The organism is Massilia sp. TS11 (genome assembly GCF_022012445.1).
Lineage (GTDB): Bacteria > Pseudomonadota > Gammaproteobacteria > Burkholderiales > Burkholderiaceae_D > Telluria.
Window position 1 is genome coordinate 197055 of sequence record NZ_JAKLTS010000001.1, and the last position, 15725, is coordinate 212779.

Here is a 15725-nt window from a genome sequence, read left to right on the forward strand (position 1 = left end):
AAGTGCCGTGCCAGCTGTCTGGACGGGGAAAAGCGGCGCGCCACCCCCGTTTTCAGCACCGCGCTGGTGCACTGCACAAGCGCGGAGCGTGGGAGCGGCCCGCCGGCGGGCTATTTCAGACCGCCGCCCAGGGCCTTGTACAGGTCGATGGCGCTGCCGCTGCGCTGCAGACGCGCCTGCACCACGGCCTGCTCGGCGCTGAACAGCTCGCGCTCGGCATCGAGGATGTCGAGCGAGCTGGCCACGCCATTGGTCTGGCGCAGCTGGAGCAGCTTGAGGCGCTCGGCCGAGGCGGCGCGCGCCGCTTCCTGGGAGCTGAGCTGGGCGCCGGCCGTGTCGCGCGCGGCCAGGGCGTCGGCCACTTCGCGGAAGGCGACCTGGATCGTCTTCTCGTAGTCGGCCACGGCGATCTGCTTGCGCACCGTGGCCAGATCGGCATTGGCGCTCAGGCGGCCGGCGTCGAAGATCGGCTGGGTCAGCTGGGGCACGAAGCTCCAGCTGCGCGTGCCGGCATCGAACAGGCCGTCCAGGCTGGGGCTGGACGAGCCGAGCGCCGCGGTCAGGCTGATGCGCGGGAAGAAGGCGGCGCGGGCCGCGCCGATATTCGCATTGGCGGCCTTGAGGCGCTGTTCGGCGGCCAGGATGTCGGGGCGCTGGGCCAGCAGGTCGGAGGGCAGGCCGGCGGCCAGGGCCGGCAGCACGTCCTGTACCGGGGCGCTGCCGGCGGCCGGCAGCGGCTGGCCGACCAGCACGGCCAGGGCGTTTTCGGCCTGGGCACGCTGGCGCGTCAGGGTCAGCATGGCGCTGCGCGCCGCTTCCAGCAGCGTCTCCTGCTGGCGCAGCTCGAGGCGCGAGGAGGCGCCGACTTCGAGCCGGCGCTGAACCAGCGCATAGGTCTTGCTGCGCGCTTCGAAGCTGCGCGTGGCCAGGGCCAGCTGCTCGGCGTAGGCGCGTTCCGTGTACCAGGCGCGCGCCACTTCGGCCACCAGACTGATCTGGGCGGCCTTGCGCGCCTCCTCGCTGGCCAGATAGGTGGCCAGGGCGGCCTCGCTCAGACTGCGCACGCGGCCGAAGAAGTCGAGTTCAAACGCGGGTACGGCCAGGCCGGCGTCGTAGCGCTTGCCGACCGTGCTGGCGCCGCTGGCGCTGAGCATCTGCGGCGTGCGGCCGCGCTGCATATCGGCGCTGGCGCTCAGATTCGGGATCTGGTCGGCGCGCTGGATGCGGTACAGGGCGCGCGCCTCCTCGATGCGCAGGGCGGCCGTGCGCAGGTCGCGGTTCTGTTCGAGGGCGGTCGCGATCAGGGTCTGCAGGCGGGCGTCGGTGAAGAAGTCGCGCCAGGCCAGGGCCGCGGCGGCGGCGCCGGCCGCGCTGGCGCCAGCCGGATAGCTGGCCGCCACCGGGGCCGCCGGCCGTTCATAAGTCGGGGCCAGCGAGCAGGCGGCCAGGCCGAGGGCCAGGACGAGCGGAGAGAGTCGGAATGCGGTCATGGTCAATCCAGTTCGTGGGCGGCCAGTTTGCGCTGGCGCTCGCTGCCTTTGAAGATACGGCGGATCACAACGAAGAACACCGGCACCAGGAACACGGCCAGCACGGTGGCCGTGATCATGCCGCCCATGACGCCGGTGCCGATGGCGCGTTGGCTGGCAGACCCGGCCCCGCTGGCGATCACCAGCGGCAGCACGCCGAGGATGAAGGCGAAGGAGGTCATCAGAATCGGGCGGAAGCGCAGGTGCACGGCTTCCAGCGTGGCCTCGATCAGTCCCTTGCCCTGGGCCTGCAGGTCCTTGGCGAATTCGATGATCAGGATCGCGTTCTTGGCCGACAGGCCGATGATGGCGATCAGGCCGACCTTGAAGTAGACGTCATTGGGCAGGCCGCGCAGCGAAGCGCCGAGCAGGGCGCCGAGCACGCCGAGCGGCACCACCAGCAGTACCGCCACCGGAATCGAGGTCGATTCGTACAGGGCCGCCAGCACCAGGAACACGGCCAGCAGCGACAGCGCGAACAGGGCCGGGGCCTGCGAACCCGAGGTGCGTTCCTCGAACGAGGTGCCGGTCCATTCGATGCCGAAGCCCGGCGGCAGCTGGGCCGCCAGCTTCTCCAGTTCCAGCATCGCCTCACCGGTCGAATAGCCAGGGGCGGCGTCGCCCGACAGGCGCACGGCCGGATAGCCGTTGTAGCGCACCAGCTGCACCGGACCCTGGATCCAGCGCACGCTGGCGAAGGAGGCCATCGGCACCATCGCGCCATTGGCGGCGCGCACATGCAGCTGCAGGATGTCGTCCGGCTGCAGGCGGCGGTTCGGCTCGGCCTGGACCATCACGCGCTGCTGGCGTCCGCTGCTGGCGAAGTCGTTGATATACGCCGAACCGAGGGTCGAGCCGAGCGTCGTGCCGATGTCGCTGAAGGCCACGCCGAGGGCGGCGGCTTTGTCGCGGTCGATGTCGAGCTGGATCTGGGGCGTGTCTTCCAGGCCTTCCGGGCGCATGCCCTTCAGGATCGGGCTCTTGCCGGCCATGCCGAGCAGCTGGTTGCGCGCGGCGATCAGGGCGTCGTGACCGAGGCCGGCGCGGTCCTGCAGACGCAGCGACACGCCGGTGGCGTTACCGAGTTCGCGGATCGGCGGCGGCGAGACCGGGAAGATGATCGCATCGGTGATCTTCGACAGCGCGCCGAAGGCCTTGCCGGCCACGGCTTCGGCCGATTCGCCCGGGCCGCGCTCGCTCCAGTCCTTGAGCGGCACGAACACCAGACCGGCGTTCTGGCCGCTGCCGGAGAAGGAGAAGCCGGCCACGGCGATCGTGCGCGCGACCGCCGGCTGGCTGCGGAAATAGTCTTCGACCTGGGCCAGCACGGCGTCGGTGCGGGCCTTGGAGGCGCCCGGCGGCAGCTGCACATTGGTCACGATATAGCCCTGGTCTTCGTTGGGCAGGAAGGACGAGGGCAGGCGCGCGTACAGCCAGCCGACGGCCACCAGCACCACGCCGAAGGCCAGCATGTAGCGGCCGGTGCGTGTGAGGATGCGCGCCACCGTGCTCTGGTAGCGGGTGGCGCCGCGCGCGAAGCCGCGGTTGAACCAGCCGAAGAAGCCGCGCTTTTCCACATGGTGGCCTTTTTCGACGGGCTTGAGGATGGTCGCGCACAGGGCCGGGGTCAGGGTCAGGGCCATCAGGGCCGACAGCAGCATGGCCGAGACCATCGACAGCGAGAACTGGCGGTAGATGGCGCCGACGGCGCCGCCGAAGAAGGCCATCGGAATGAACACGGCCACCAGCACCAGGGTGATGCCGACGATGGCGCCGGTGATCTGGCCCATGGCCTTGCGCGTGGCTTCGCGCGGGGGCAGGCCTTCCTCGCTCATGATGCGCTCGACGTTTTCGACCACCACGATGGCGTCGTCGACCAGGATGCCGATGGCCAGCACCATGCCGAACATGGTCAGCACATTGATCGAGAAGCCGAAGGCCTGCATGGCGGCGAAGGTGCCCATCAGGGCGACCGGCACGACGATGGTCGGGATCAAGGTGTAGCGCATGTTCTGCAGGAACACGTACATCACCAGGAAGACCAGGGCCACGGCCTCGAACAGGGTCTTGACCACTTCCTCGATCGAGATCTTGACGAACAGCGAGGTGTCGTAGGGGATCGTGTAGGTGACGCCGGGCGGGAAGTATTTCTGCAGCTCGTCCATCTTGGCGCGCACGGCGGTGGCCGTGGCCAGGGCATTCCCGGTCAGCGACTGCTGGACCGCCACGGCCGTGAACGGCTGGCCGTTGAGGCGGGCGAAGGTCGCATAGCGCTGGCCGCCGAGGTCGATGCGGGCGACGTCGCCCAGGCGCACGGCCGCGCCGTTCGGATTGGCGCGCAGTACGATGCGGGCGAATTCCTCGGGCGTCGACAGCTGGCCCGTGACCACCACCGGGGCCGTGGTCTGCTGGGTGCCGGGGGCGGGCAGGTCGCCCAGGGTGCCGGAGGCGATATTCAGGTTCTGGGCCCGGATCGCATTGTTCACGTCCGCCATCGACAGCTTGTAGCCGACCAGTTTGGCCGGGTCGACCCAGACGCGCATGGCGCGCTCGGTGCCGAACAGTTCGGCCTGGCCGACGCCGGGGATGCGCTTGAGTTCATTGACGACGTTACGCGACAGGTAGTCGCCGAGGGCGATCGGATCGAGCCGGCCGTCCTTCGAGGTCAGGCCGACGAACATCAGGATGTTCGAGCGCGCCTTGTTGACCTGCACCCCCTGCTGCATGACGGCCTGGGGCAGGCGCGCCTCGACCCGCTTGATGCGGTTCTGCACGTCCACAGCCGCCAGTTCTGGATTGGTGCCCGGCTGGAAGGTGACGGTGATGCTGACATTGCCGGCCGCATCGCTCTGCGACTCGACATACAGCAGGCCTTCGGCCCCGTTCATTTCCTGTTCGATGATACTGGTGACGGCGTCGTCGACCACCTGGGCGGTCGCGCCCGGGTAGGCGGCCGTGACCACGATCGAGGGCGGGGCGATGGTCGGATACTGGGCCACCGGCAGCAGGGTGACGGCGATCGCCCCGCCGAGCAGGATGAACAGCGCGATCACCCAGGCGAAGACGGGGCGGTCGATAAAGAATTTGGCCATGCGTCCTCCCGCTTAGCGTGCGCTGGCGGCCGCAGCGGCGGGAGCGCCGACCGGACCTTTCCAGGGCACCGGCTGCACCGGGGCGCCGGGGCGCAGCTTCTGGAAGCCTTCCACCACGATCCGCTCGCCGGCCTTGAGGCCGCTGGCGATCACCCAGTTATTGCCCTGGGCCTGATCGACCACGACCGGGCGCTGGCCGACCTTGTTGTCGGCGCCGACCACGAACACGCTGGCGCCTTCCGGCCCGCGCTGCACGGCCTGCTGCGGCACCACGATGGCGGCGTCCTTGACGGCCGTGTCGAGGCGGGCGCGCACATACATGCCTGGCAGCAGGGCCATATTCTTGTTGGGGAATTCGGCGCGCACGGTCACGGCGCCCGAGCTCTCGTCGACGCTGATGTCGGAGAACAGCAGCTTGCCCGGCTGGCCATACACCTCGCCATTGTCGAGCACGAGGCTGACCTTGGCCTGGTCCTTGCCCGCGCTCTTGAGCTGGCCGGCGGCCAGGGCGCGCTTGAGCTTGAGCAGGTCGGTGGCCGGCTGGGTGATCGTCACATACACGGGGTCGAGCTGCTGGACCAGGGCCATCGGCGTGGCTTCGTTCTGGCCGACCAGGGCGCCCTCGGTGACCAGGGCGCGGCCGATGCGGCCGGCGATCGGCGCCGTCACCGTCGTGTAGCCGAGGTTGATGCTGGCGCTCTGGCGCGCCGCGCGCGCCGTGGCCAGATCGGCCGCGGCCTGCTTCTGGGCCGTGACGGCGTCGTCGTATTCCTGCTGGCTGACGGCGCTGGCCTCGAGCAGGGGCTTGTAGCGCTTGGCCTTGAGCTCGGCCTGGGCCAGGTTGGCCTCGGCCTTGGCGACGGCCGCGCTGGCGCTGTCGAAGCTGGCCTGGAAGGCGGCCGGGTCGATCTTAAACAGCACCTGGCCGGCCTTCACGTCGCTGCCTTCGGTGAACACGCGCTGCAGCACGATGCCCGGCGCACGCGCGCGCACCTGGGCCACGCGCAGGGCCTCGATCCGTCCCGGCAGTTCCGTGCTCAGCGCCAGCGGCCCTTCGGCGATCGTGATCACCGGAACGGCGGGCGGCGGCGGGGTGCCGCCCGCGCCCTGGGCAGCGGCGTTTTTATCGCCGCAAGCGCTCAGGCTGACCAGCAGGGGCAAAAGCAGGGAAAAGAGACGAAGGCTAGCTCGCATGGTGCTCTTTCAAAAGATTCAGTCGGAACGGCCGCGGACGGCGTCAGGCTGGAGTAAATATGGGATCAGGCTCGACCGCAAGGGGAGCCGCCGCATTGTAGCGTGATCGGCAAGATTGTGTTTGGCTCGCGTTGGTTTCCGCGCGCCCAAAAAGCAAAGGGGCGGTTAGTCCAACCGCCCCTTGTCCGCGTGCTCAGGACTCAGCGCATGGCCGAGATAATCTGGCGCAGTTTGGCCGAATCGGCGCAGAAGGCGCGAATGCCCTCGGCCAGTTTTTCGGTCGCCATCGGGTCTTCGTTGAGCATGAAGCGGAAGCTCTTTTCGTCGACCGAGTTCTTTTCGAGGGCAGTGGCGGGCGCCGTCTCGCCGCCGAGCTTGCGCTCGACCGGGCCGGTGCTGTCCTGCAGCTTCTGCAGCAGATCGGGGCTGATGGTCAGCAGGTCGCAGCCGGCCAGCTCGAGAATCTGGCCGGTGTTGCGGAAGCTCGCGCCCATGACCTCGGTGCCATAGCCGTACTTGCGGTAGTGGTTGTAGATGCGCCGCACCGACTGCACGCCGGGATCGGTGGCGCCTTCGAAGTCGGTGCCGGTCTGCTTCTTGTACCAGTCGTAGATGCGGCCGACGAAGGGCGAAATCAGCTGCACGCCCGCTTCGGCGGCGGCAATCGCCTGGGCCAGCGAGAACAGCAGGGTCAGATTGGTCTTGATGCCTTCGCGCTCGAGCACCTCGGCGGCCTTGATGCCTTCCCAGGTCGAGGCGATCTTGATCAGCACGCGCTCGCGCCCCGCGCCTTCGGCTTCATAGAAGGTGATCAGCTCGCGCGCCTTGTCGACCGTGGCCTGGGTGTCAAACGACAGGCGGGCGTCGACTTCGGTCGAGACGCGGCCCGGGATCACCTTCAGGATCTCCATGCCGAAGGCCACCAGCAGGCGGTCGATGACTTCGCCGGTCGAGATGCCCGGGTGGTCCTTGACGATTTTTTCCAGCAGCGGCTGGTATTCGGGTTTCTGGACTGCCTTCAGGATCAGGGAAGGATTGGTGGTGGCATCGCGCGGCTTGTACTGCTTGATGGACTGGAAGTCCCCCGTGTCGGCGACCACGATCGTATGCTGTTTCAGCTGTTCGAGTTGGTTCATGGTGGTTTATCGTTATGAGTGGTCTGAACCGCCCCGTTGTTTTGGGGGCGAGGAGCTATTATCCGATAAACGAGTCGAACTGCATGTCGAATTCTTGCAACGCCTTTTGTGCATTTTGCATCTTTTTGCGGAACTCGGGCCCGCGCTGCAGGGCCAGGCCCACGGCCAGCACGTCGATCACGACCAGATAGGCCAGGCGCGCCGAAATCGGCGTATAGGGGTCGATGTTGAACACCAGGTCGATCGGAATCAGCACGCTGGCCATGTCGGCCAGCGGCGTGCCCGAGGGCGCCAGCACGATCACGTCGGCGCCGCCCTGGCGCGCCAGCTTGACCGAGCGCACCAGCGCGCTGTTATTGCCGCGCTGCGAGATGGCCACGCAGGCGTCGCCCTTGCGCAGCAGGGAGGCGGCGATCGAGTGGATGTGCGGGTCGGCATAGGCGACCGTCGGCACGCCCGAGCGGAAGAACTTGTGCTGGGCGTCGGCCGCCACGATGCCGCTCGTGCCCTGGCCGTAGAACTCGATCTTGTTGGCACGCGACAGGATGTCGAGCGCCTTCTGCACGGGCTCGGCCTGCAGATTATTGCGCAGGTCGAGCAGGGTATTGATCGAGCGGCTGCAGATCTTGCTGATCAGGTCGACGGCGAGGTCGTCCTGGCTCGGCTGGTCGGAGGCGCCCGGCAGGGCCAGGGCCAGGCCCTGGGCCAGCTTGAGCTTGAACTCGTGCCAGCCGTCGTAGCCGAGGGTGCGGCAAAAACGCACGACGGTCGGCTCCGAGACCTGGGCGGCCTTGGCCAGGGCCGTGATGTTCTGGTTCACGGTCGCGCCCGGATTGGCGAGCACGGCCAGCGCCACCTTCTTCTCGGACTTGGACAGGGTGTCGAGCTGGGTGCGGATGGAATCGAGCAGCATGGCGCCGGCTTAGTCCTCAGGCAGGGCTTCTTCGCGCCACTGCAGGCCGTCGCGGCCGATCAGCGCGCTCGAGGCGGCCGGGCCCCAGGTGCCCGAGGTGTAGGGGATGGGCGCGCTCTCGTCCTGCTCCCAGTGGTGCAGGATCGGCTCGACCCAGTCCCAGGCCGCTTCCAGTTCGTCGCCGCGCATGAACAGGGTCAGCTGGCCGCGCAGCACGTCGAACAGCAGGCGCTCGTAGGCTTCCATGCGCGGGGCCTTGAAGGTCTCGCGGAAGTCGAGTTCGAGTTCGGCCGGCTTCAGGCGCATCGAATCGCCCGGGGTCTTGGCCATCAGGTTCAGCTTCAGGCCCTCGTCCGGCTGCAGGCGGATCACCAGGCAGTTGTTCTGGAAGGTATTGGTCGGCTGCGGGAAGATCGAATGCGGAATCTGCTTGAAGCGCACCACGATCTCGGCCAGCGAGGCCGCCATGCGCTTGCCGGTGCGCAGATAGAAGGGCACGCCGGCCCAGCGCCAGGTGTCGATCTCGGCCTTCATTGCGACGAAGGTCTCGGTGCGCGAATGGGCGGGGGCGTCGGGTTCCTCGCGGTAGCCAGGCACGGCCTGGCCGTCCACATGGCCGGCGCGGTACTGGCCGCGCACGATGTTCTGGGCCAGGGTGGTCGGGGTGAAGCGGCGCAGCGAGCGCAGCACCTGCAGCTTTTCGTCGCGCACGGCGTCCGGCGCGATCGAGGCGGGCGGCTCCATCGCCACGATGCACAGCAGCTGCAGCAGGTGGTTCTGCAGCATGTCGCGCAGGGCGCCCGAGGTGTCGTAGTAGCCGAGGCGGTTGCCGACGCCGAGCTTTTCGGCGATCGTGATCTGCACATCGCTGATGTACTCGCGCCGCCACAGGGGCTCGAACAGGATATTCCCGAAGCGCAGGGCCAGCAGGTTCTGCACGGTTTCCTTGCCCAGGTAGTGGTCGATCCGGTAGATCTGCGATTCGCTGAAGACCTTGCCCACTTCGGCATTGATCTGGCGCGCCGAGGCCAGGTCGCGCCCCAGCGGTTTTTCCAGCACCACGCGCGAATTGGCCGTCGCCAGGCCATTGGCGGCCAGGTTGTCGCAGATCTTGGCGAACAGGTGGGGCGGCGTGGCCAGGTAGTAGACGCGCGTGATGTGCGGGTCGTGGCGCAGGGCCGCCACCAGCGCCTGGTAGCTGGCCGATTCGGTTGCGTTCAGCGGCACGTACACGATGCGCTGGACGAAACGCTGCCAGACCTCGGTCTGGAAATTCTTGACGTGGGGGCGCGCGGTCGCATCGACCGTGGCCAGAAATTCCTCGGTGCTCCATTCGTGCCGGCCGACGCAGACGATGCGCGCCGTGGCGGGCAGGGCGCTGGCCAGCTCGCGCGCGTACATGGCGGGCAGCAGTTTGCGCATGGCGAGGTCGCCGCTACCGCCGAAAAGGACGAGGTCAAAGTCGTTGAGTGCCATAGGGGAAAAGGGCTCCTTGCTAGTCAATGTAAATTTACTACACGAAAATTGATCGCGCAAGAAAATTTACTACGAAATTCTGGCAGACCGGCCCGCGGGCCGTCGATTATGCGCCGCCGCCCGCGCGGCCGGCGCGCGTTCAGGCCTGGTACACGGGCTCCGGGCGGCCGGCGACCTCGACCCGGATGCTCAGCAGGCGGCCATTGAGCGGGTAGCTGGCCGTCTCGGTGGCCGGGCGGCCATGGCTGGCGCTGGTGATATACAGGGTGCGCAGATCGTCGCCGCCGAAGGCCAGCATGGTCGGGCAGCGCACCGGCAGCAGGATCTCGCGCAGCAGCTTGCCGTCGGGGGCGAAGCGCAGCACGCGCGCGCCTTCGAACATGGCGACCCAGTAGCAGCCTTCGCTGTCGATGGTGGCGCCGTCGGGGCGGCCGCCATAGGCCGGGTCGTGCTTGTCGGCCGAGAACAGCTGGAAGGCGCGCGCCTTGCCGACGCGCCCGCTGGCGACGTCGAAGTCATAGCAGTCGATGCGGTGGCTGGCGGTGTCGGCGTGGTACATGGTGCGGCCGTCGGGCGCGAAGGCCAGGCCGTTCGAATTGGTCATGCCGCCGCTCCAGACCTTGCGCAGTTCGCCCTTGTCGAGGCAGAACATCTCGGCGGCCGGGCTGGTGCGCGGCTCATAGATGGTGCCGATCCAGTAGCGCCCGGCCGGATCGACCTTGCCATCGTTAAAGCGCGTGGTGGCCGTGTCGTACAGGGCCGGATACAGCAGGCGGCGGGCGTCGCTGGCCGGGTCGAGGTGGACGATGCCCTGGCGCGTGGCCACCAGCAGGCCGCCGCCGCCGTCGATGGCCAGCGAGGACGGCTCGCTGTCCATGCGCCAGCTGGCGTGCTGGCCGCTGGCCGGGTGCAGGCGGTGCACCAGGCACTGGTTGATGTCGACCCAGTACAGGCTGGATTCGCCGTGGTGCCAGAGGGGGCTTTCGCCGACGCTCATCGCTTCATGCCATGCGACCTGAATACCGCTCATCGTGTTCTCCTTATGGCAGGCCGCGCTTGGCGAGCTGCACCAGACCATTGGTCGAGCTGTCGTGCAGGGCCGGATGGGCGTCGCCGCTCAGTTCGGCCTCGATGGCCTTGGCCAGCACCTTGCCCAGTTCCACGCCCCACTGGTCGAAACTGTTCACATCCCACAGCACGCCCTGGACGAAGGTCTTGTGCTCGTACAGGGCGATCAGGGCGCCCAGGGCCGGCGGGGTCAGGTAGTCCATCAGAATGGTATTGCTTGGACGGTTGCCCGGGAAGACCTTGTGCGGCAGCAGGCGCGCGACCTCGGCCGCGTCGAGCCCGGCCGCTTCGAGTTCGGCGCGCGCCTCGTCGGCCGTTTTGCCCTTCATGAAGGCTTCCGACTGGGCGAAGCAGTTGGCCAGCAGGGCCGTGTGATGGCGCTGGCGCTCATGGGCCGGCTGCAGGCTGGCGATGAAGTCGATCGGAATCAGATCGCTGCCCTGGTGCAGCAGCTGGAAATAAGCATGCTGGCCATTGGTGCCGCACTCGCCCCAGATGACCGGGCAGGTCGGCGTGTCGACCGGGCTGCCGTCGCGCGTGACGCGCTTGCCATTGCTTTCCATGTCGAGCTGCTGCAGGTAGGCGGGGAAGCGGTTCAGGTCCTGGTGGTAGGGCGCGATCGAGAGCGAGCTGCAGCCGAGGAACTGGCGGTTCCAGAAGCCGATCAGGCCGAGCAGCACCGGCATGTTCTGCGCCAGCGGCGCGGTGGCGAAGTGGTGGTCCATCGCATGCGCGCCGGCCAGCAGGTCGCTGAAGTAGGCGAAGCCAACGCTCAGGGCGATCGGCAGGCCGATGGCCGACCACAGCGAATAGCGGCCGCCGACCCAGTCCCAGAACGGGAACATATTGGCCGGATCGATGCCAAAGGCTTTGACGGCCGCGGTATTGGTGGAGACGGCCACGAAATGGCGGCTCAGGTCCGCAAAGGCGCCGCACTGCTGGATGAACCAGGAGCGCGCGGTCTGCGCGTTCATCATCGTCTCGGCCGTGGTGAAGGTTTTCGAGGCGACGATGAACAGCGTCGTTTCCGGGTTCAGCTGCTGCAGCACGGCCTCGATGTCGTGCCCGTCCACATTCGAGACGAAATGCATGCGCAGGCGCGGGTGGGCGTAGTGGCGCAGGGCCAGGCAGGCCATCTTGGGGCCGAGGTCGGAGCCGCCGATGCCGATGTTGACGACGTCCGTGATCTCCTGGTCGGTGTGGCCGCGCCAGGCGCCGTTGCGCACTTCGTCACTGAAGCGCTTCATATGCTCGAGCACGCCATGCACCTGGGCCACCACGTCCTCGCCGTCGACTTCCAGGCGGGTGCCGCGCGGCAGGCGCAGGGCCGTGTGCAGCACGGCGCGCTGCTCGGTATGGTTGATGCGTGCGCCGGTCAGCATGGCATTGCGCCACGATGCCAGATCGCGCGCTTCGGCCAGAGCCAGCAGCAGGCGCAGGGTCTCGGCGTCGAGCCGGTTTTTCGAATAATCGAGGAACAGGCCGGCGGCCTGCAGATGCATATGCTCAAAGCGTTGCGGGTCCTGGGCGAACAAGTCGCGCAGCTGCCAGTGGCGGGCCGTCTCGGCGTGCGCCGCCAGGGCCTGGTAGGCGGGCAGGGAAGTGAGGGCAGGCATGTGGGTCTTTCGCAGATGGGGCGCCCTGCGGGGCGCGGAACATGACAACTATACTCCAAAATTACGTAAATTCACTACAAAAATTTGGCTGCACTGGGCCAAAGCGGGGTGGTTGGGTGCAGAAAAAGTGGGGGATTGACGCCATTTCGGCAAAATACTGTAGTAAAATTTCAGAAATTCACCGTTCATAGGATTCTTTCATGGCACTGCATCCCGAACTCGCGCGCGTCACGCAGCGGATCCTCCAGCGCAGCGCCGCCACCCGCGCGGCCTATCTGCATCACCTCGACGCGGCGCGCCGCCAGGGCGTGCAGCGCGGCGCCCTGTCGTGTACCAACCTGGCGCACGGCTTTGCGGCCTTTCCCGCCAACGACAAGCTGAGCCTGCGCGAGCAGAAGAAGCCCTCGGTGGCGATCGTCTCGGCCTACAACGACATGCTGTCGGCCCACCAGCCCTTCCAGCACTTTCCGGCGATCCTCAAGGAGGCCGTGCGCGCGGCAGGCGGTGTGGCCCAGTTCGCGGGCGGCACGCCGGCCATGTGCGATGGCGTGACCCAGGGCCAGCCCGGCATGGAGCTGTCGCTGTTCTCGCGCGACACGATCGCCCAGGCCACGGCCATCGCGCTGTCACACAATATGTTCGACGCCGCCGTCTACCTCGGCGTGTGCGACAAGATCGTGCCGGGCCTGCTGATCGGCGCCCTGCATTTCGGCCACCTGCCGGCCGTGTTCGTGCCGGCCGGCCCGATGACGAGCGGCCTGTCGAACAAGGAAAAGGCGCGCGTGCGCCAGCTCTACGCGCAGGGCAAGGCCACGCGCGAAGAATTGCTCGAGTGCGAGTCCGCCTCCTACCACAGCGCCGGCACCTGCACCTTCTACGGCACCGCCAACTCGAATCAGCTGCTGATGGAAATCATGGGCCTGCACCTGCCGGGCGCAGCGTTTGTGAATCCCTACACGCCGCTGCGCGACGCCCTGACGGCGGCCGCCGGCGCGCGCGCCGTGGCCCTGACCGAACAGGCCGGCAGCTACACGCCGGTCGGCCACATCGTCGACGAGAAGGCGATCGTCAATGCCGTGGTCGGCTTGCTGGCCACCGGCGGCTCGACCAACCATACGCTGCACCTGATCGCCATCGCCAAGGCGGCCGGCATCGTGATCGACTGGGACGACTTCAATGACCTGTCGGCCGTGGTGCCGATGCTGGCGCGCATCTACCCGAATGGCGAAGCCGATATCAACCACTTCCATGCGGCCGGCGGCACCGGCTTTGTGATCCGCGAGCTGCTCGACGCCGGCCTGCTGCACGAGGACGTGCGCACGATTCTCGGCCACGGCCTGCGCGCCCACTGCGCCGAGGCCTTCCTCGAGGGCGAGCAGCTGGTGTTCCGTCCCGCGCCCGCGGCCGCGGCCGACGAAAACGTCGTGCGTCCGGCCAGCCGGCCGTTCCAGGCCGATGGCGGCATCGTGCTGGTCAAGGGCAATCTGGGGCGCGCCGTGATGAAGGTCTCGGCCGTCAAGCCTGAGCACCGCAGCGTGGAAGCGCCGGCCCTCACTTTCGATTCGCAGGAAGCTTTCATGGCCGCCTACAAGGCCGGCCAGCTCGAGCGCGATTTCGTCGCCGTGATCCGCTTCCAGGGCCCGCGCGCGAACGGCATGCCCGAACTGCACGCGCTGACGCCGGCCCTGGCCAATCTGCAGGATGCCGGCTTCAAGGTGGCCTTGGTGACCGACGGCCGCATGTCGGGCGCGTCGGGCAAGGTGCCGGCCGCGATCCACGTGTCGCCCGAGATTCTGGCCGGCGGTCCGCTCGGCCGCGTGCGCGATGGCGATCTGCTGCGCGTGTGCGCCCAAACCGGCACGCTGGCGGCGCTGGTCCCGGCCGCCGAATGGGAGGCGCGCGCCCAGGCCACGGCCGATCTGTCGGCCAACGGCGTCGGCATGGGGCGCGAGCTGTTCGCCTTCTACCGCGCCGCCATCAGCGCGGCCGAGGAGGGCGCCACCACCTTTGCCCTGCCCACACCGCTGCCCGCCAGCCAACCGATGCATGTGCCCGACGCGACGGTTGGCAACACCATGCCCGGCTCCGATGAAGACGTTCTCAAATAAAGGAAAACCATGAACCTGCTCGAGATCATGCGCCTTGCGCGCGTCATGCCGGTGATTGCCATCGACGATCCGGCCACGGCCGTACCGCTGGCCGAGGCCCTGGTCGCCGGCGGCATCCGTGTGCTGGAAGTGACCCTGCGCACCCAGCACGGCCTGGCCGCGATCCGCGCCATGTCGGCCGTGCCGGGCGCGATTATCGGCGTCGGCACCCTGACCCGGCCCGAGGAGTTTGCGGCCGCGCGCGATGCGGGCGCCGTGTTCGGCGTGTCGCCCGGCCTGACCCCGTCCCTGGTGGCGGCCGCCAAGAGCAGTGGTCTGCCGCTGCTGCCCGGCGTGATGACCCCGTCCGAAGTGATGGCCGCGCGCGAGGCCGGCTTCCAGCAGCTGAAGCTGTTCCCGGCCATGCAGGCAGGCGGTGTCGGCATGCTCAATGCCATTGGCGGCCCCTTGCCGGATGTGAGCTTCTGTCCGACTGGCGGTATTTCGCTCGAGACGGCGCCGGCCTTCCTGGCGCTGAAGAACGTGGCCTGCGTGGGCGGCTCCTGGCTGACCCCGCGCGACGCGATCCAAGCGGGCGACTGGGCGCGCATCACCGAGCTGGCCAAAGCCGCAGCCGCGCTCTGAGCGCAGCGCGCAGCACAGCAGCAGGCGGGGGCGACCCCGCCTTTTTTTTCGTCGCACGAAACCGCACCCTTGCCCGCCAAACAAATCGGGGTCAGACCCCATTTTTCTGGGTGGATAAATGGGGTCTGACCCCATTTTTATTGGCGCGACTGTTCCTGCTGGCGGTAGGCGCTCGGCGTCATGCCCATCTTCAGGCGGAAGGCGGTCGAGAAATTGCCGGCGCTGCTGAAGTTGAGCGAGAGCGCGATGTCGACAATGTCGAGATCGGAACTCCCCAGCAGCCGGCACGCATGCTGAATGCGCTCGTCGCGGATGAAGGCGAATACCGTCATCCCGGTCTGCTCGCGAAATACCTTGGACAGCTTTTCGCGGTAGGTACCGATCGCACGCGCAATGTCGGCCAGCGGCGGCAGGTCGCCGATGTGGTCGCGAATATAGGTCTTCGCGGCCAGCACCAGCGGATGCTCGTCCGGCGCCGCCGTGGCAGCCGCCGGCTTCGGCATCAGGCCGAGGTGGATGCGCACACGCGCCGAGACTTCGGCCGGCGTGAATGGCTTGGTGATGTAATCCACCGCGCCAATCTGGAGCCCCGTGACCCGGTCATCGGGTCCGTCTGCGGCACTCAGGAAAATGATAGGGATCGCTCGCGTCTGGGCGTTGGCCTTGAGACGACGGCACAGGGCATGGCCATGCATGCCTGGGAGGCCCACATCGAGGATGATCAGGTCGGGCAGTTTAGCGAGGGCCAGACGGTAGCCCTCGCTGCCATCTTCAGCGACGCTGATGCGGTGCCCGTCCGCAGTCAGCATCTCCGACAGCATCGCGCGGTCGACAGCTGCGTCTTCGATGATGAGCAGGTGATATTGGCTGCTGTTCTTGTTCATCATTACGCAATCTTATACCGCACAAAACTGCTCGTTGGTTATTTCTCCTCAGTAAAAGGAATTCTCCCGCGCCACAGAAAGATAA

At 67.5% G+C, this 15725-nt stretch carries 11 protein-coding genes; 2 read left to right on the plus strand and 9 right to left on the minus strand.

The annotated features are described in order from the left end of the window. Positions 1 to 110 precede the first annotated feature (110 nt). The 8 genes from LZ005_RS00905 to pgi form a co-directional block, all read right to left on the minus strand. Positions 111 to 1490, minus strand: a complete 1380-nt coding sequence (locus tag LZ005_RS00905; protein ID WP_237803603.1) for an efflux transporter outer membrane subunit — start codon at positions 1488 to 1490, stop codon at positions 111 to 113. A 2-nt stretch (positions 1491 to 1492) separates the two neighbouring features. Beyond that, a complete protein-coding gene (locus LZ005_RS00910) occupies positions 1493 to 4621 on the minus strand; it encodes an efflux RND transporter permease subunit (RefSeq protein WP_237803604.1) in 3129 nt (1042 codons plus the stop codon). Between the two features lie 12 nt (positions 4622 to 4633). After that, positions 4634 to 5815: an efflux RND transporter periplasmic adaptor subunit gene (locus LZ005_RS00915; RefSeq protein ID WP_237803605.1), complete on the minus strand. Its 1182-nt coding sequence runs from the start codon at positions 5813 to 5815 to the stop codon at positions 4634 to 4636. A 200-nt stretch (positions 5816 to 6015) separates the two neighbouring features. Next, the gene (gene tal, locus LZ005_RS00920) at positions 6016 to 6951 is read right to left on the minus strand and encodes a transaldolase (RefSeq protein WP_237803606.1); all 936 of its coding nucleotides are present in this window, start codon (positions 6949 to 6951) and stop codon (positions 6016 to 6018) included. A 58-nt stretch (positions 6952 to 7009) separates the two neighbouring features. Next, complete coding sequence (locus tag LZ005_RS00925; RefSeq protein WP_237803607.1) at positions 7010 to 7864, minus strand: SIS domain-containing protein; 855 nt, start codon at positions 7862 to 7864, stop codon at positions 7010 to 7012. A gap of 9 nt (positions 7865 to 7873) precedes the next feature. Beyond that, complete coding sequence (gene zwf, locus LZ005_RS00930; RefSeq protein WP_237803608.1) at positions 7874 to 9340, minus strand: glucose-6-phosphate dehydrogenase; 1467 nt, start codon at positions 9338 to 9340, stop codon at positions 7874 to 7876. A gap of 139 nt (positions 9341 to 9479) precedes the next feature. Continuing rightward, positions 9480 to 10370 carry an SMP-30/gluconolactonase/LRE family protein gene (locus LZ005_RS00935; protein ID WP_237803609.1) on the minus strand — a complete coding sequence of 297 codons (891 nt, stop codon included), beginning with the start codon at positions 10368 to 10370 and terminating at the stop codon, positions 9480 to 9482. A gap of 10 nt (positions 10371 to 10380) precedes the next feature. Next, a complete protein-coding gene (pgi, locus tag LZ005_RS00940; RefSeq protein WP_237803610.1) occupies positions 10381 to 12024 on the minus strand; it encodes a glucose-6-phosphate isomerase in 1644 nt (547 codons plus the stop codon). Positions 12025 to 12224: 200 nt separating this feature from the next. Here pgi and edd point away from each other — a divergent pair, with 200 nt between their 5' ends. Next, on the plus strand, positions 12225 to 14132 hold the full coding sequence (edd, locus tag LZ005_RS00945; protein WP_237803611.1) for a phosphogluconate dehydratase: 1908 nt from the start codon (positions 12225 to 12227) through the stop codon (positions 14130 to 14132). 9 nt (positions 14133 to 14141) lie between these two features. Then, positions 14142 to 14756 (plus strand): bifunctional 4-hydroxy-2-oxoglutarate aldolase/2-dehydro-3-deoxy-phosphogluconate aldolase, encoded by a 615-nt coding sequence (gene eda / locus LZ005_RS00950; protein WP_237803612.1) that lies wholly within the window; start codon positions 14142 to 14144, stop codon positions 14754 to 14756. A 137-nt stretch (positions 14757 to 14893) separates the two neighbouring features. Here eda and LZ005_RS00955 read toward each other — a convergent pair whose 3' ends face one another. Next, a complete protein-coding gene (locus LZ005_RS00955) occupies positions 14894 to 15643 on the minus strand; it encodes a DNA-binding response regulator (RefSeq protein ID WP_237803613.1) in 750 nt (249 codons plus the stop codon). Positions 15644 to 15725: the final 82 nt, after the last annotated feature.